This window comes from Sphingobium lactosutens (genome assembly GCF_013393185.1).
Lineage (GTDB): Bacteria > Pseudomonadota > Alphaproteobacteria > Sphingomonadales > Sphingomonadaceae > Sphingobium > Sphingobium lactosutens_A.
In genome coordinates, this window is sequence record NZ_QJQX01000012.1 from 1 (window position 1) to 15,529 (window position 15,529).

The 15,529-nt window shown below is 66.2% G+C and carries 20 protein-coding genes; 7 read left to right on the top strand and 13 right to left on the bottom strand.

From position 1 onward, the window contains the following. Positions 1 to 183 precede the first annotated feature (183 nt). Entirely contained in the window at positions 184 to 648 is a 465-nt protein-coding gene (locus tag DM806_RS00080; protein ID WP_179041249.1) for a hypothetical protein, read from the top strand. After that, entirely contained in the window at positions 645 to 857 is a 213-nt protein-coding gene (locus tag DM806_RS00085) for a hypothetical protein (RefSeq protein ID WP_179041250.1), read from the top strand. Before DM806_RS00080 ends, DM806_RS00085 begins: the two co-directional genes overlap by 4 nt. Before the next feature lie 147 nt (positions 858 to 1,004). Here DM806_RS00085 and DM806_RS00090 read toward each other — a convergent pair whose 3' ends face one another. The 3 genes from DM806_RS00090 to DM806_RS00100 are packed head-to-tail and all read right to left on the bottom strand — an operon-like array spanning position 1,005 to position 2,652. Continuing rightward, positions 1,005 to 1,652 (bottom strand): heme exporter protein CcmB, encoded by a 648-nt coding sequence (locus tag DM806_RS00090; protein WP_179041251.1) that lies wholly within the window; start codon positions 1,650 to 1,652, stop codon positions 1,005 to 1,007. Beyond that, on the bottom strand, positions 1,649 to 2,248 hold the full coding sequence (gene ccmA / locus DM806_RS00095) for a heme ABC exporter ATP-binding protein CcmA (protein WP_179041252.1): 600 nt from the start codon (positions 2,246 to 2,248) through the stop codon (positions 1,649 to 1,651). The genes DM806_RS00090 and ccmA overlap by 4 nt, the downstream gene beginning before the upstream one ends. Beyond that, positions 2,245 to 2,652 (bottom strand): metallopeptidase family protein, encoded by a 408-nt coding sequence (locus DM806_RS00100; RefSeq protein ID WP_179041253.1) that lies wholly within the window; start codon positions 2,650 to 2,652, stop codon positions 2,245 to 2,247. The genes ccmA and DM806_RS00100 overlap by 4 nt, the downstream gene beginning before the upstream one ends. 97 nt (positions 2,653 to 2,749) lie before the next feature. Between DM806_RS00100 and DM806_RS00105 the strand changes: the two genes are divergently transcribed. Beyond that, on the top strand, positions 2,750 to 3,040 hold the full coding sequence (locus DM806_RS00105; RefSeq protein WP_179041254.1) for a 4a-hydroxytetrahydrobiopterin dehydratase: 291 nt from the start codon (positions 2,750 to 2,752) through the stop codon (positions 3,038 to 3,040). 3 nt (positions 3,041 to 3,043) lie between these two features. Here the strand turns inward: DM806_RS00105 and DM806_RS00110 are convergent, their stop codons facing one another. The 3 genes from DM806_RS00110 to DM806_RS00120 all read right to left on the bottom strand — a co-directional run bounded on the left by DM806_RS00110 (position 3,044) and on the right by DM806_RS00120 (position 6,648). Beyond that, positions 3,044 to 3,511, bottom strand: coding sequence for a hypothetical protein (locus DM806_RS00110; RefSeq protein WP_179041307.1), 468 nt, complete (start codon positions 3,509 to 3,511; stop codon positions 3,044 to 3,046). A 29-nt stretch (positions 3,512 to 3,540) separates the two neighbouring features. Further along, on the bottom strand, positions 3,541 to 5,874 hold the full coding sequence (locus tag DM806_RS00115; protein ID WP_179041255.1) for a patatin-like protein: 2,334 nt from the start codon (positions 5,872 to 5,874) through the stop codon (positions 3,541 to 3,543). 75 nt (positions 5,875 to 5,949) lie between these two features. After that, positions 5,950 to 6,648, bottom strand: coding sequence for an endonuclease/exonuclease/phosphatase family protein (locus tag DM806_RS00120; protein ID WP_179041256.1), 699 nt, complete (start codon positions 6,646 to 6,648; stop codon positions 5,950 to 5,952). 88 nt (positions 6,649 to 6,736) lie between these two features. On the opposite strand from DM806_RS00120, the gene radA reads away from it, so the two are divergent. The 3 genes from radA to DM806_RS00135 are packed head-to-tail and all read left to right on the top strand — an operon-like array spanning position 6,737 to position 9,162. Beyond that, complete coding sequence (gene radA, locus DM806_RS00125; RefSeq protein WP_179041257.1) at positions 6,737 to 8,104, top strand: DNA repair protein RadA; 1,368 nt, start codon at positions 6,737 to 6,739, stop codon at positions 8,102 to 8,104. Between the two features lie 11 nt (positions 8,105 to 8,115). Further along, entirely contained in the window at positions 8,116 to 8,637 is a 522-nt protein-coding gene (locus tag DM806_RS00130; RefSeq protein ID WP_179041258.1) for a CvpA family protein, read from the top strand. Between the two features lie 3 nt (positions 8,638 to 8,640). Further along, positions 8,641 to 9,162: a hypothetical protein gene (locus DM806_RS00135; RefSeq protein WP_256869011.1), complete on the top strand. Its 522-nt coding sequence runs from the start codon at positions 8,641 to 8,643 to the stop codon at positions 9,160 to 9,162. Between the two features lie 19 nt (positions 9,163 to 9,181). On the opposite strand, the gene DM806_RS00140 is transcribed toward DM806_RS00135, so the two are convergent. The 4 genes from DM806_RS00140 to DM806_RS00155 all read right to left on the bottom strand — a co-directional run bounded on the left by DM806_RS00140 (position 9,182) and on the right by DM806_RS00155 (position 13,135). Beyond that, complete coding sequence (locus DM806_RS00140; RefSeq protein WP_179041309.1) at positions 9,182 to 10,078, bottom strand: NAD-dependent epimerase/dehydratase family protein; 897 nt, start codon at positions 10,076 to 10,078, stop codon at positions 9,182 to 9,184. Between the two features lie 23 nt (positions 10,079 to 10,101). Beyond that, positions 10,102 to 11,232, bottom strand: coding sequence for a glutamate 5-kinase (proB, locus tag DM806_RS00145; RefSeq protein ID WP_179041259.1), 1,131 nt, complete (start codon positions 11,230 to 11,232; stop codon positions 10,102 to 10,104). A gap of 97 nt (positions 11,233 to 11,329) precedes the next feature. Further along, positions 11,330 to 12,427, bottom strand: a complete 1,098-nt coding sequence (gene obgE / locus DM806_RS00150; RefSeq protein WP_179041260.1) for a GTPase ObgE — start codon at positions 12,425 to 12,427, stop codon at positions 11,330 to 11,332. Positions 12,428 to 12,517: 90 nt separating this feature from the next. Next, positions 12,518 to 13,135, bottom strand: a complete 618-nt coding sequence (locus DM806_RS00155; protein ID WP_179041261.1) for a TetR/AcrR family transcriptional regulator — start codon at positions 13,133 to 13,135, stop codon at positions 12,518 to 12,520. 250 nt (positions 13,136 to 13,385) lie between these two features. Between DM806_RS00155 and DM806_RS00160 the strand changes: the two genes are divergently transcribed. After that, positions 13,386 to 13,910 (top strand): GNAT family N-acetyltransferase, encoded by a 525-nt coding sequence (locus DM806_RS00160; RefSeq protein WP_179041262.1) that lies wholly within the window; start codon positions 13,386 to 13,388, stop codon positions 13,908 to 13,910. A 70-nt stretch (positions 13,911 to 13,980) separates the two neighbouring features. On the opposite strand, the gene DM806_RS00165 is transcribed toward DM806_RS00160, so the two are convergent. The 3 genes from DM806_RS00165 to rplU all read right to left on the bottom strand — a co-directional run bounded on the left by DM806_RS00165 (position 13,981) and on the right by rplU (position 15,420). Then, positions 13,981 to 14,556 (bottom strand): GNAT family N-acetyltransferase, encoded by a 576-nt coding sequence (locus DM806_RS00165; protein WP_179041263.1) that lies wholly within the window; start codon positions 14,554 to 14,556, stop codon positions 13,981 to 13,983. 270 nt (positions 14,557 to 14,826) lie between these two features. After that, positions 14,827 to 15,096: a 50S ribosomal protein L27 gene (gene rpmA / locus DM806_RS00170; RefSeq protein WP_179041264.1), complete on the bottom strand. Its 270-nt coding sequence runs from the start codon at positions 15,094 to 15,096 to the stop codon at positions 14,827 to 14,829. Positions 15,097 to 15,123: 27 nt separating this feature from the next. Next, complete coding sequence (gene rplU / locus DM806_RS00175) at positions 15,124 to 15,420, bottom strand: 50S ribosomal protein L21 (RefSeq protein WP_004207901.1); 297 nt, start codon at positions 15,418 to 15,420, stop codon at positions 15,124 to 15,126. Positions 15,421 to 15,529 lie beyond the last annotated feature (109 nt).

A 15,529-nucleotide genomic window follows, 5' to 3' on the forward strand; every position in this document is an offset into this window, starting at 1 on the left:
GGGTGGAAAGGGGAACAGCCGCTTTCGGTGATCCGATGGACAGAGCGAACCACGCACGCTCCCGCCATACTGATTGTAATTTGCTGACCGACTTACCATCTATCCTCCACCGTTCAGCAAATTCAGCATGTGGACGGCTGAGAGATGTGACGCGCTCCCGCTTAAACGCAGAGGAGCAGCATTATGGCCCGGCCGAAAGATAACACTTCTTCACGCGACCTCAGTATAAACTCGTGGGAAGACGATGGCGGATGTGTTCAGCCTGATTGGCAACATCGCGACCTCAATTCCTTGCTCGCGCAAGAGCAAATTTCCATTATGAACGCTGAAATAGCTGTAAGCGGTGCGGCGTATGAATTTCATCGCGACGCCTCTCTACATACCCGGCAGCTAGTCAACGCTACTCCGTATCCTGAGCATGGCCCCCATGTCTTCGCCCAGGAACGTGCAGGGAAAACGGCTGATTATGGCGAAAGCCTCAAGGCCTTAAAGAGAGTTGTGGAAAGGAACGAGCGCTTGTTAGCGCGCGAGTTTGCCGACGGCCAAGTCAGCGGCAAGGCATTCCAGAATCGTAGCCGATTCCTGAGGCAAGATCGGGCAAAGATAGTTGCTATGTCGCATGCTGCTCGCACGGAGAATGCATCGTGACAACGAATGTGGAACTGGGAAATGGACCGGGACTGGGGCTAGCACCACTCTCTGAAGCGGAAGTGACCGAAATGGCGAACCTTGGGATTTTGCGCCGACCGATCGACTCCTTTAGCGTTGGCGCATTCCGATACAGCAAGCTGAAGGAAGCAATCGCGCAGGCCAAGCGGCAGCTTTCTGAGCGGACCCGGAACGGTTCTAAGGTCTGAAACTGGTCGTTACCCGCCCTCTGTCCTACACCCCGTCCTTATGCGATAAGCCTGACACGCCTCACACCGGACATTCCGATAGGACCGGTCCGGCGTAACAATATGTCAAAATCTGCGGGACATGTGCGAAGTTAAGCGAGCGAAATCCTATTCCCGCCCGGCCCGGATCGCCGCGCCGCCGGCAAAGGGGGTGATCGCCACCAGCAGCAGCGACGCCGCGCCCAGGAATTTGAGCGCCGCCCCGCTGCCATCGCCCAGCGTCCCCGCGCCGAAGATCAGCAGCGGCACCGCCAGCGGCAGCGCCAGCAGTCCCGCCAGCGCCCCGCTCGACCGCAGTCCGGCGGTCAGTGTCGCCACCAGCAGCCCCAGCGCCGCGAGCGCCGGCGTCCCTACAGCCAACCCGATCTCCAGCCTGACGATCGTTCCGGCCTCCAGCTTCAGCAGCGCGGCTGCGGGCAGGGTGGCGATCATCAATGGCGGGCCGAAGCCCAGCCAGTGCGCCACCAGCCGCGCCATCACCACCATTTCCTCGCCGATGCCGCGCAGCGCGATCTGGTCCAGCACGCCGGCATCGCGATCCGGCGCGACCAGCCGGTCGACCGGCAGCAGGCTTGCGAGCAGCGCTGCGATCCACAACATGCCCCCGCCAGTCCGCGCCAGCAGCGCGGCATCCGGCCCGACCGCGAAGGGATAGAGGCTGGCGACCAGCAGCAGGAAGGCGACCGGCAGCCACAGCCCCGCCGAAGCCCAGGCCTGGCGCAGGTCGCGCGCCGCGAGCAGCCAGAGCATCCTCATGCCGATTCCGCCTGATAATCGGCTAGATGCAGCGTCAACGGCGCCGCGATCGGCAAGGGCTGGTGCGACGCGGCGACCACGATCCCGCCTGCCGCCAGATGGCCCGCCACCGCCCGGCCCAGAAGGTCCAGCGACGCGACGTCCAGCCCGTTCCCCGGCTCGTCCAGCAGCCATATGCCCGCGCCGCTCGCAATCACCCGCGCCAACATCGCCCGCTTGCGCTGCCCGGTGGACAACATCCGCACCGGCACCTGCGCCAGCGGCGTCAGTGCCATCGCCTCCAGCGCGGCGACGACGGCATCCGGCCCGGCCCGGTCCAGCCGCGCCCAGAACTCCAGCGCCCTCGCCAAGGGCAGGTCAGCATCGAGCGCCAGCCGCTCGTCGGTCAGGGCGATGCCGCCCGATCGCTCCACCGTCCCGGCAAAGGCCGGCAGCAGCCCGGCGCAGACCCGCAGCAGGCTCGATTTGCCCACGCCGTTCGGGCCGGTCAGCAACGCCCCGCCACCCGGCGTCAGCGTCAGGCCGACGCCCCGGAACAGCATCCGCCCGCCGCGCAGGCAGGCGACGTCGGTCAGGCGCAACATCGCGCCGGTCATAAAGTGACCATGTCCTCCAGCACATGCATGTCGATGTCGGACAGGCCGAAATGATGGCCGATCTCATGCACCACCACATGGGTGATGAGCGCGTCGAGCGGCACGCCGGTCTCGACCCATTCGTCCAGCAGCGGCCGGCGGAACAGGTGCACGGTCGGCGGCATGTCTCCGGTCTGGGCCTCCTGTCCGACGGTCCGGCCGCTATAGAGGCCGGTCAGCTCGAACGGATCGTCCAGTTCCATCTCTTTCAATATGCCGGCGTCGGCGAACTCCTCGACGAACAGCAGGACATCGGCCAGATGCTCGCTGAACGGCGCGGGCAGGCGACTGAGCGCCGCCAGGGCGAGCGTTTCAATCTCTTCCCTGGTGGGGGCGAAGCGGGGCGATTGACCGTTGGATGACATGGCTGCCACATAAAGGCATATCGCGGGAAAGGGAACATTGGCCCGCCCGGAAATCGCGGCCGGCACGCCGCCTCAGGCCATGGGATAAGGACAGGACATGATTGCCAGATTGACCGAAGAGGAACGCGCGCTGGCGCTCGCCGACTTGCCGGAATGGACGCCGGTCGCGGAGCCGGAAGGGATTTCGCGCCGCTTCACCTTCGCCGACTTCAACGCCGCCTTCGGTTTCATGACCCGCGTCGCGATCCTGGCGGAAAAGGCCGACCATCATCCCGAATGGTCGAACGTCTACAACCGGGTCGACATCGTGCTGACTACCCATGACGCCGGTGGCCTGTCGCAGCGCGACATCGACCTCGCCCACGCGATCGAGCGGCTGCTGGGCTGAGGATCAATAGGATTGCGGTGCCTCGATCCGGTCCTCATAACCCTTGAGGGCGGAGATGACCGACGGGTCGCCGGCATAGCGGCGGCGCAGCATGGCCAGCTTCGCGTCGGTGCCCTGGCACAGTTCGGCGATGCTTTCCTCGATATAGGCGCGGCGTTCCGCGTCATAGGGTTCCTCGCCCCGGAAATGGTCGCACCCGTCGCGGGCGACCATGAACTCGGTGACTTCGCGCGGGAAGGGCGCGGCGCTTGCCGCCACGTCGGACGGCGGCAGGTCGAGCGGGAAATAGGGCGCGGGCTGGGCGCGGACGGTGACGATCGGGCCGGGCTTGGGCGGGGTGACGGGCGGCGCCGGCGGGGGCGGCACGGCATTGTCGGGGGCGGCTGCGACCAGCGGCGGCGTCGGCACGCCATTGTCCGCCTGGGCGCCGTCGTCCGACGCGCGGCATCCACCGGCAAGCGCCAGCATCATGACCATCGGAACCAGCACCACCCGCTTGCTCAACCGATTTCCTCCCGCAGGCTGGCGATCAGATCCGCAACATGCGGCAGCCGCGACTCTTCCTCGTCGAGGATCGCCAGAAACGCGGCCCGCCTATAGTCGGCGAGTATCGCGGGGGAAAGACGGCTTGCCACAGGTGTTGCCGAATTCACGATATCCAGAAGCCGCTCGACGCCATGGAGCCGCCCCCAAAGATAGTCATTCTCGCGATAGACCCTGCTAAAAAAGGCGCCGAAATTGTTGAATTCTATGCCTTTGAGCGTCGCTTCCGCCCCACCGCTGCGGATCGCGGTGCAGTCTTCGGGCGAGATGCGGTCGACCTTGACCGGATCATATTCGTCCAGAGTGTCACCCTGGAGCAACGGTAATGTCGCGATATCGGTGAAGGGAAAGCCGAGATAGGCGAGCAGCATCGTCCGCCGCCCCGCTTTGGGCAGTCCGGCAAAGGCTTCCGCCAGCATCAGGTCGGCCGAATCATCCCGCGCCTTGAGGCCCCGCGCCGTCGCGATCGCTTCCAACGCGGCGGCGGCGTCGGTCGGCACCGCCTTGGCAGCTTCGACCATCGCCGGCCCGTGAAAGTCGCTCTCCTCGCACTCGGCATAGAGCGATAGCGCGCCATAGATGGCGTCGTGCATCGCCTGCACCGCCGGATCGTCGGCGTCCGCCTCCAGTTCCAGCGTATCGGCCAGCCGCCGCGCCAGATAGCGCAGGCGGCGGATGCGATAGGCAAGGTCATGCGCGCGGAAGAAGGCGACCGGCGCCGCCGCCGATCCATTGCCTTCGCCCAGATGATCGGCGCCCATCTTGCGGATCTCCGCCCAGATCGCCTGGCGATAGGTTTCGCGCATCATCGCGCTGTCCTCGCCCGACAGGCGGAAGAGCAGGGCGCAAAGCGATTCGACGATGCCCGACAGTTTCAGATGCCCATAGGCCGGATAGGCAAAGCCCGCCGCGCTCGCCGCCCGTTGCTGCGCCTTGGCGCGCCAGGCCGACAGCCGTGCCGGGGTCGGCCGGTCGAGGAACAGCATCCGCCCGATCGCGCCCTCCACCTCCTCCTCTATGCCCGGCCGCAGCGCGTCGAGGATGCGCCGCATCCGCCGGATGCGCGCGGAATGGCGGTCGATCGCCTCCAGATTGTCGCGGATCGGCTGCTCGCGCGGAATGTCGCTCAGCGCGCCGAAAATGGTGCGGAAGAAGCCGGGCAGGGGCGCGGCCTCACCGGTCGGGGCATCCTCCTGCTCGCCCTCCTTGTTCAGCCGGATCGACCGGATGCCGGGCTTGGGATCGATATAGACGAAGCGCCGGTCGACCTCGCGCCGCGACGGGCGGTTGCGCAGCGCGCCGATCGCCTGGGCGAAGGGCGCATTGGCCAGCACCGACCCGTCGATCAGCACCGCATCCTCGGCCGTCCCGCGCGCCACATGGCGGGGCAGGGCGCGGGCGAGGAAGGCGTCGCGGGTCGGCCAGTTGCGATGCTTGCGCGCCAGCACCCGGTCCAGTTCGCGCACGGTGAAGGGCGGGAAGGCGCCGGGAAAGCTTGCCGTCGCCCGCGCGGCGAAGACCAGTTCGGCCGGGTCGGCGAACAGCCGTTCGCCCCGGCCACGCGCGCGAAAGCCGATCGACAGCCGATGCTCCGTCTCGATTACCTGTGGCGGGCTGTTGAGGTTCAGGCTCTGCGGATGCCCCTCGAAATCGGTGACGGTGACGAACAGATCGAGCGGATGGCCGTCAGGCAGCAGCGGCAGCCCCTTCTCCGCCGCCGCCATCGCGTCGAAAGCGTCAATCAGCATGTTGGAGAAAATCTCTCCGCCAAAGGGCGGCTCGAACCAGCGCGACCGGATGAAGCGGGACAGCTTCATCCGCACTTCCTCGCGCGTGTCGGGGGCGACGGTGCGCTCCACCGCATCGCCCGGCCGCCGCGCCGCCATCCAGACGAGCGGGGTGGCCCAGAATTTCGTCATGGCCCGCGCCGGCCGCGCATCGGGGTCGAGCAGCCTGTCGACATCGGCATTGTCCAGCCACAGGTCGGTCAGCGGCTCCAGCGACTGGCCGGTTTCGATCGCCTGCGCCAGGAAGATGCCGTTGATCCCGCCCGCGCTCGCGCCCGCGATGATGTCGGGCATGACCCGCAGCCGGATGCCGCTCTGCGCCTCGATCGCCTCCAGCATCTGCCGATAGACGGCCTCGCTGCCCGTGCCGGCCGGTGCATGGTCGTGAAAGGCCCGGCTCGCCCGCGCCAGCCGCCACACTTCCTTGGTGATGCCATGCATGTAGATCGCCAGGCTGATGCCGCCATAGCAGACCAGCGCCAGCCGCAGTTCCCGCTCCTTCATGCGCTAAGCGTCGCAGAGTATGGGAAAATTGTCGAGGGGATGGATTGTCCCACGCCTCTTTCACTCAGATCGCACTCACCCAACCGCAAATTCCGCCCAGATCGGCAGATGGTCCGACGCGGTTCGCGCTGCCGCGCTTTCATGCACGCCGCAATCCCTGAGCTTCAGCTTCCCGCAATGCATGATCCGGTCCAGCCGCGCCACCGGCCGCCGCGCATGGAAGCTCCGCCCACACGGCGCGAAGCTGTAATGGCGCGCAAAATCGGCCAGGCAGCCGCGCCCCGCGCTCCATTCGTTAAGGTCGCCCATCAGCACGGTCGGCATCTCCTGCCCCTGCGCCGCCGCATGGATTACCGCCGCCGCCTGTCGCCGCCGCCACAGGCCCGACAGGTCGAGATGCATGCCGAACACCCGCACCGATGCGCCTTTCAGCGTCACCTCGGCCATGGTTGCGCCGCGCGGTTCCAGATAGGGAAGGTGCAGCACGTCATGCGCGGCGATCTGCGCCTCCTTGCGCACCAATATGGCGTTGCCGTGCCAGCCCATGGAGTCGACCTGCACGTTGAGCGGCACGGGCTTGTAGCAGCTCTGATTGTCCATCAGCAGCGGCGGAATCGCGGCCGAGCGCACGCCGAAACGCCGATCCGCCTCCTGCAAGGCGACGATGTCGGCATCGACCTCCGCCAGCACCTCCAGCACCCGTTCGGGCACCCGGCGCCGATCGGTGCCGATGGCCTTGCGGATATTATAGCTGGCGACGCGGATCGTTCTCATGTCGTTTCAATGCGCCAGCAGGACGGATGTTTCCAGCTTCCGCATCGATGTTCTTGCAATGTTCGCACGCCCTCGGCATATCCGTGCCATGGCCAAGGCAAAACGCAAATTCGTCTGTCAGCAATGCGGCACTGTCGCCAGCCGGTGGCAGGGCCAGTGCGAGGATTGCGGCGAATGGAACAGCATCGTCGAGGAAGCGGCCGAAACCGTCTTCTCGCAGCGCCATGACCTGCAAAATGGCGGACGCGCCATCACCCTGGTCGGCCTCGACAGCGAAGTCGAATTGCCGCCGCGGACCAGCACTGGCATTGCCGAGTTCGACCGGGCGCTGGGCGGCGGCATCGTCCATGGCTCCGCAACCCTGATCGGCGGCGATCCGGGCATCGGCAAGTCGACCCTGTTGCTCCAGGCGGCGGCGCGCATTGCGTCGCGCGGGCTGTCGGTCGCCTATATCAGCGGCGAGGAAGCGGCCGACCAGGTCCGCCTGCGCGCCCAGCGCCTTGGTCTCGGCAACGCGCCGGTTCAACTCGCCAGCGCCACCTCCGTCCGTGACATTCTCACGACACTGGGGGATGGGCCGCCGCCCGCGCTGCTCATCATCGATTCGATCCAGACCATGCACAGCGACCTGATCGAAGGCGCGCCCGGCACCGTCAGCCAGGTGCGCGCCTCAAGTCAGGAACTCATCAAATTCGCCAAGCAGCGCGGCACCGCGCTGATCCTCGTCGGCCATGTGACCAAGGATGGCAGCATCGCCGGCCCGCGCGTGCTCGAACATATGGTCGACACCGTGCTGGCCTTCGAGGGCGAGCGCAGCCATCAATATCGCATCCTGCGCGCGGTCAAGAATCGCTTTGGCGGCACCGACGAGATCGGCGTCTTCGCCATGGTCGCGGAGGGACTTGAGGAAGTCGCCAATCCTTCCGCCCTGTTCCTCACCAACCGCGACGAGACGGTGACGGGCGCGACCGTCTTCCCCGCGCTGGAAGGGACGCGGCCGGTACTGGTCGAAATCCAGGCGCTGGTCGTTCGCCTTTCCAGCGGGGCAACGCCCCGGCGCGCGGTCGTCGGCTGGGACAGCGGGCGGCTCGCCATGATCCTCGCCGTGCTGGAAGCGCGCTGCGGTCTCAGCTTCTCGACCTGCGAAGTCTATCTCAACGTCGCGGGCGGCTATCGCCTGACGGACCCGGCGGCCGACCTGGCCGTCGCGGCTGCGCTAATCTCCGCCATGTCGGAACGGCCGGTGCCGGTCGATGTCGTGCTGTTCGGCGAAATCGCGCTGTCGAGCGAGATCCGCCCCGTCTCCCACTCGCCGCTGCGCCTGCGCGAAGCTGCCAAGCTGGGCTTTAACCGCGCCTTCATCCCGGCGTCGGCGGCGGACGGGATCAAGGGAATCGCCGTCAGCGGTTTTCGCACGCTTGCAGGGCTGGTTGACCAGATGCTGGGACGCGGATAGCCACGCTGGCAATGAACGCCATCGATATTCTCGTCCTCGCCGCCATCGGCGGTTGCGCCGTGCTGGGCCTCATGCGCGGCTTCGTGCTGGAAACGCTGTCGCTGATCGCCTGGGTGTTGGCGATCTTCGCCATCCGCCTGTTCCACGCCTCGGCCGCCGAACTGCTCAGCGCCTTCGTCAGCAGCCCCAGCGGCGCGGCGGTGCTGGCGCTGATCCTCGTCTTCGGCGTCACCTTCGGCATCGGCAAGCTGATCGCCCATGCCATCGGCCGCCGCACGCGCCAGTCGATCCTCGGCCCCGTCGATCGGGTACTGGGAGCGGGCTTCGGCGCGGTGAAGGGGCTGATCGGCGCGACCCTCCTCTTCCTCGCCTTCAGCCTCGTCTACGACACTTTCTACGGCAGCGGCGCGCGCCGTCCCGACTGGCTGAGCGACGCGCGCACCTATCCGTTGCTTAACGCCAGCGGCCAGGCGATCAGCGAATTTCTCGCCGAACAGCGCGCCAAGAAGCCCGCGCTGGAGGATCGCATCTAGGCGATGCCGAACGAGCCGCCTTTGCCTGTCGGTTCCAGCCAAGCCCCGGCAAACCGGGCAGGGGCAGGGATCGATCCGGCGCTGGCGACGTCGCTGAAGGCGGTCGGGTCGGTGATGAGCGCAGCCAACGATCGCTGGTGGATCATCGCCAGCGCGGCGGTCGCCCTGCATGGCGCGGATGCCGGAAGGGTGGCCGATGTGGACGTGCTGCTGAGCGTCGATGACGCCTTGCGCATCCTGCCCGCCATTGGCGTGGAAGCTCGGCGGGATACAGGTAGCGAGTGCTTCCGATCCGACCTCTTCGGTACCTGGCGGGAAGCGCCGCTCCCGGTCGAGTTCATGGCCGGTTTTCGCTATCGCTCGACGACGGGCTGGCGCGAGGTCCAGCCTGAAACCCGCTGCCCAGTTCAGGTCGATGGCGTGACGCTCTTCATTCCCAACCGGCTGGAACTCCAGCAACTGCTGGCCGGTTTCGGCCGTCCCAAGGACAGGGACCGGGGCCGCAGCCTCGCCGCGCTGGCGTGACAGCCCGGTCCTCGCAGCCCTACAGCCAACCCTTCTCCCGATAGGCCTCGGCCGTGGCCTTCAACCCTTCCTCGGTCGGCATTTGCGGCATCCACAGCCGCCTGGGCGGCTGCCTGCGCTGGGTGACGACCCAGTCGGGATGGCAGAAATAATCGACCCGGTCCGGCGTCAGCTTCGCCTTGCGTCCGCGCACCAGGCGATCTGTCCGCGCGGCGAGGCTCAGCAGCCACTCGGGCGTCGCCACCGTTTTCACGGTCCGTCCCACTGCCTGCCCGATCGCCGCGCCGAAATCCTTGTGATCCCAGCCATCGGGCGTTCCGTCGTCGACCTCGAAGGTGCGGGTCAGGCTATATTCCTTCTCCTGCGCCAGTGCCAGCAGCAGCCGCGCGAGATCGCCGACATGGATGACCGACAGCCGTCCGCCAGGCGGCAGCATCATGATGCCGCGCTTGGCCATGCGGAACAGTTCCAGCATTTCCCGATCGCCCGGCCCGTAAATGGCCGGCGGCCGCACGATCGTCCAGTCGAGGCCGCTCGCCTTCACATGGCGTTCGGCCAGTTCCTTGGACCAGCCATAATGCGACAGCTGCGGTTCGCGCGCGGCGAGCGAGGACACATGCACCAGCCGCTTGATCCCGCGCCGGCGCATCGCGTCGATCACCGCCACCGTGCCGCGCGCATTGCCCGCCTCGAACCCCTCGCGGTCGGGCGCATTCACGACCCCGGCGATATGCACCACCGCATCGGCATCGCGCACCAGCGTATCGAGCGCGGCCGCATCCTCCAGCGACCCCGGCACCCATTTCAGCTTCGCGCGCGGCGGTTGCGCCCGGCGGGTCAGCGCATTGACGCGCAGCCCTTCGCCCAGCGCCTGCTCCAGCACCTCGGCGCCGACGAAGCCCGTCGCGCCCGTCATGGCAATACGGAAAGGCGTCACGATCAGACCATCGCCATATGATCGCGGTGGATCAAGACGGACCGCGGCATTTCGCCCAGCAGTGCGGCGATATCCTCGCTGCGGCGTCCGGCGATCTTCGCTGCCGCCTCGCTGTCATATTCGATCAGGCCGCGCGCGATCACCCGGCCGTCCTGCGCGACGATGTCGACCACGTCGCCGCGATCGAACACGCCCTCGACCTGCGCGACCCCGGCGGGCAGCAGGCTGTTGCCCTTGCCCAGCGCCTTTTCCGCGCCTGCATCGACGATGACCCGCCCGCGCGTCGTCAGCCGGCCCGCCAGCCAGCCCTTGCGCGCGCCTTTCCCTTGCGCGGCGAGGAAGATCGAGCCGCGCCCGCCATTGGCCCAGTGGGACAGAGGCGCATCCACCTTGCCCGAAATGATGGCCAGATGCGCGCCTGCGCCGGTGGCGATGCGCGCCGCCTGGATTTTCGACACCATTCCGCCCGACCCCATGCCCGACGCGGAGCCGCCGTCGGCCATCGCCGCGATCCGCGCGTCGATCGTCTCGATTGTCTCTATCAGCATGGCGCTGGCATCGGCGTGCGGGTTGGCGGTGTAAAGCCCGTCCACATCGGAAAGCAGCGCAACCGCGTCAGCCCGTGCCGCCTGTCCGATACGCGCCGCCAGCCGGTCATTGTCGCCGAAGCGGATCTCGGTCGTGGCCACGCTGTCATTCTCGTTGATGACCGGCACGACGTCCAGCGCCACCAGCCGCTCCAGCGTGGCCGATGCGTTCAGGTAGCGCCGCCTATTCTCCAGATCGTCCAGCGTCACCAGCATCTGCGCGGCGGTGATGCCCTTTTCCGCGAGCAGGCTGGCCCAGCATTGCGACAGCGCGATCTGCCCGGTGGCCGCCGCCGCCTGCGCATCCTCAAGGCTGCCGCGACCGCCCTTGGACAGCTTCAGCCGCCGAGCGCCCAGCGCGATCGCGCCCGACGACACGATGATGACCTGCTGCCCTGCGGCCTTGCGTGTCGCAACGTCGTCGACCAGCGTGCGCAACCAGTCGACGCGCACCTGTCCCTCTGGATCGACCAGCAGGGCCGACCCGATCTTGATGACCAGGCGGCGAACAAGGGCAGGGGGGAAACCGGAGAGGGCGTTGGTCACGGGATTGAATATCCGTTCGCTTCGAGCGAAGTCGAGAAGCGGAGCGCGAAACGGTTCTCGACTTCGCTCGAACCGAACGGGTTTGGGTTAGTCGCCGTCAGATCGGCGACCATGTGGCTTCCGCCTCATCGCCCCCCTCATCCTCTTCATCCTCGACGTCCTGATCCAGCATCGGCAGCACCGCGTCCATCAGCGCGCCCACGCCTTCGCCGGTCGCGCCGGAAATGATGAACACATCCTCCACGCCCGCTTCCTCGCGAAGCTGCGCGGCGATGTCTTCCATCAGGTCCTGCCCCAGCAGGTCGCCCTTGTTGAGCGCCACGATCTGCGGCTTGTCTTCCAGTCCGCCGCCATAGGCCGCCAGTTCGTCGGTCACGATACGGAAGGCGTCGACCGGATCGTCGCCGGTTGCGTCGATCAGGTGCAGCAGCACGCGGCAGCGCTCGATATGCCCCAGGAAGCGATCGCCGATGCCCGCGCCCTCGGCGGCGCCCTCGATCAGGCCGGGAATATCGGCCAGCACGAATTCGCGGTCGCGGTGCAGCACCACGCCCAGCTGCGGCTTGGTGGTGGTGAAGGCATAGGCGCCGACCTTCGCCTTGGTATTCGTCACCTGGTTGATCAGCGTCGACTTGCCCGCATTGGGCATGCCCACAAGGCCGACGTCGGCCAGCAGCTTCAGCCGCAGCCACACCCACATTTCCTGCCCCGGCCAGCCCGTGCCATGCTGGCGCGGCGCACGGTTGGTGCTAGTCTTGTAGGACAGGTTGCCCCGGCCGCCGTCACCGCCGCGCAAGAAGGTGACGCGCTGTCCGACCTCGGTGAAGTCGGCCAGGATCTCCTGATCCTCATAGTCGGGATAGCCGTCCTCATCCTCCGTGCCCTCGATGGGCTGGGGGTCGGACAATATCTGCGTGCCGACCGGCACCTTGACGATCAGGTCGTTGCCGCCCGCGCCATAACGGTTCTTGCCCATGCCGGGCTGGCCGCGCTGCGCCTTGAAATGCTGGGTGTAGCGGAAGTCGATGAGCGTGTTGAGGCCGGCCACGGCTTCGAAGATGATGTCGCCGCCCTTGCCGCCATTGCCGCCGTCCGGGCCGCCATATTCGACATATTTTTCACGGCGAAAGCTGACCGCGCCGGGGCCGCCCCAGCCGGACTTGATATAGATTTTGGCTTGATCGAGGAAATGCATGGCGCGCCCATAGAGCATTCTGGAGGCGGCTGGAACCGCCGACGGCTCACAGAATGCGGAAAAGTAGAAATAGCGCGATTGGAGGCAAAGTTAAACCTTGGCCTGCGCCGCGATCGTTGCGGCCTCCTGCATCAAGGCGAAGGACAGGTTCCGGGTTGCGATTTCCCGCGCTTTTTCGCGCGGCAGGCCCAGCGCCCCGGCCATCGGCCCGCCCAGCTGCGAATCACCCAGCGCCAGCAACACCAGCATCAGTGTATTGTCGCGGATCAGCTCGCCCATATTGGGGGTAAGGGCGCTTGCCGCCAGCTTGTCGACCAGCCGGTGAATCGCGTCCACCACCGGATCGAGCGCATCCTCATTGCCCGACGCCAGCATCCAGCTCGCCAATGCGCCGGCGCCTTCATGATCGAAAGCGTCGAATGTCATATCGACGATGATGCGCGGGCTGACCTCGCCGCGTCGCGCCGCGTTGACGGCCTCGCCGATCTTGGCGGTGATCGTTTCGGCCAGATGGCCGGCCAGCGCCTTTTGCAGTCCCGCCGCAGATCCGAAATGATGAAGCAGATTGGCGTGCGTTCGCCCGACACGTCCCGCCACCGCCTTCAGCGTCACGGCCTGCGGCCCGGCCTCGATCAGCAGGTCGCGCGCCGCTTCCACCGCGACGAGGCGGCTTTCATCGGGGCGTAGGCGGGCGCGTCTAATCGACATAGGCGTCAGTAACTCATGTTTGCATCATTATAGGTAAGGGCGGCGCCCCCTGATCCCGGCGATCCCACCATCCTGCCGCGCAACCCTCGTTTCGCGCGAACCGCGCAATAGCGTGACATTGACTGAACAATGATCCGATCGCCACGGCTTTCTTCAATGCCCCGATCGACCCGTTTCGCGATATGCGGATGCCTGCCTGCCTGCCGACCGGCCGCTTGACCGACGGGCGGCGCAGGTTTCTTATCCGTGCATGACTCACGCGCCCATATTGGAAACCATCCGCCTCATCCTGCGCCCGCATCGTGTGGAGGATTATGTCGCCTGTCGGAAATTATGGGGTGACGCCGATGTCGTGCGCCATATCGGCGGCCTGCCGCAGGATGCGCAGGCGGTGTGGTTCCGCCTGCTGCGCTATGGCGGCATGTGGCCGATGCTGGGCTATGGCATGTGGGTGATCGAGGAGCGCGACAGCGGCGCCTTCCTCGGCGAAGCCGGCCTCCTCAGCGCCGAGCGTGGCCTGCCCGAACTGGAGGGCGTGCCCGAAGCCGGCTGGGTGCTCGGCCCGGAGGCTTGGGGCAGGGGGATCGCCACCGAAGCGATGAAGGCGATATTGGAATGGGCCGATGCCCATCTCGACTCGCCGTCGCTCCGCTGCATCATCGACCCGGATAATCTGGCGTCGATCAAGGTGGCGGAGAAACTGGGCTTTGCGCCGCTCATCGATACGGAACTGGGCGGCAAGCCGACGCGGGTGTTCGACCGGCCGCGTTCCTGACATTGCCTGACATGGCCTGAAATAAGGCGTCATCCCCGCCCGCGCGGGGATGACGATCATGCCGCCTCTATCAGGCCGCCATGGCCGGCATGGCGTCTCCGTAGAGATCCATCGCCGGGTCGGGAGTCATTCGCCCGTCCTCGCCTTCCTCGAACAGCAGGCAGTCGACCAGCGCATCCCGGCCCAGGCTGTAACGCTGCTCGATCTGTCCCGTGAAGCGAAAGCCCAGCTTGCGCAAGACGTTCCCCGACGCGGCATTGTCGATGAAATGGTTGGCGCGGATGTCGCCGACGCGGTTGGCCCGCGCCATCGCCAGCACGGCGCGGGCGGCCTCGGTCGCGAAGCCCAGCCCCCAATAGGGGCGGGCAATCCAGTAGCCCAGTTCCGGCACGCCCTGCTCGTCCAGATGGATACCGCATCCGCCGACCAGGCGCGGCGCGCCCTGGGTGCGGGTGAAGGCCAGCAGGCGTGGCAGGCGCGGATGCTGGGGCAGCGCCAGAAAGGCTTCGGCGTCATCCAGGCCATAGGGGCTGGGCGCGCGCGCCAGGTTGCGCAGGACGGCGCCATCATTGATGGCCTGGGTCAGCGCCTGGGCGTCTTCCATCCAGCCGGGACGCAGCAGCAGGCGGGGGGTACGGGCGAACATTCTCGTCTCCTCTTGTGCGCGCCGTTAACCGCCTTTCATGACGGCTTCGCGACGGTCTGTTCTGGAAGCTTTCCCCGCCCGCATGACGCGTGAGAAGCGGTTCAGTTCCAGGGGCTTGAGGGATTTTTGAGGGAGGATTCGCCCAACGGAAAAGGGGCGCTCCTCACATGGAAGGAGCGCCCCTTGTTCCCTCGGACAGGGTTTCGGACCAATGACCCGAACCCATGAGGATCGCCCCTATCGCAGGACGACCCTTCATCAAGTCGTCCGTTATTCCGCGGCTTCGGCCAGCGCGTCTACCGACACATATTTGCGGCCGAGCTTGCCGGTGTGGAACACCACCTTGCCTTCGCCGAGCGCGAAGAGGGTGTGATCCTTGCCCATGCCGACATTGCGGCCCGGGTACACGCGGGTGCCGCGCTGGCGAATGATGATGTTGCCGCCGATCACGTCCTGACCGCCGAACTTCTTCACGCCAAGGCGCTTCGACTCAGAATCGCGACCGTTGCGCGACGAACCGCCAGCTTTTTTATGTGCCATGACCTAAACTCCTTATCTCAGCTGCGCTCAGGCGATCGACACGATCTTGAGGATCGTGTGGTTCTGGCGATGGCCGTTCTTGCGGCGGTAGTTGTGACGACGACGCTTCTTGAAGACGATGACCTTCTCGCCCTTCGCCTGCGCGATGATTTCGGCTGCGACGGTCAGCTTTGCAGCGTCCTTCAGGTCGCCGCCTTCGCCGGCCAGCAGGACGTCGTCCAGCGTGACCTTGTCGCCGGCTTCGCCAGCCAGCTTTTCAACGACGATCTTATCTCCGGCGGCGACGCGATACTGCTTGCCGCCCGTGCGCACGATAGCGAACATGGCTTGTCTCTTCTCGTTCAAATCTGCTTTACGCAGATCATCGAGGAGAAATCCTGTCGACCCGCGCGGGAATGTGGCCCGTTAGTGGAATGACTCGGCCCTGTCAACT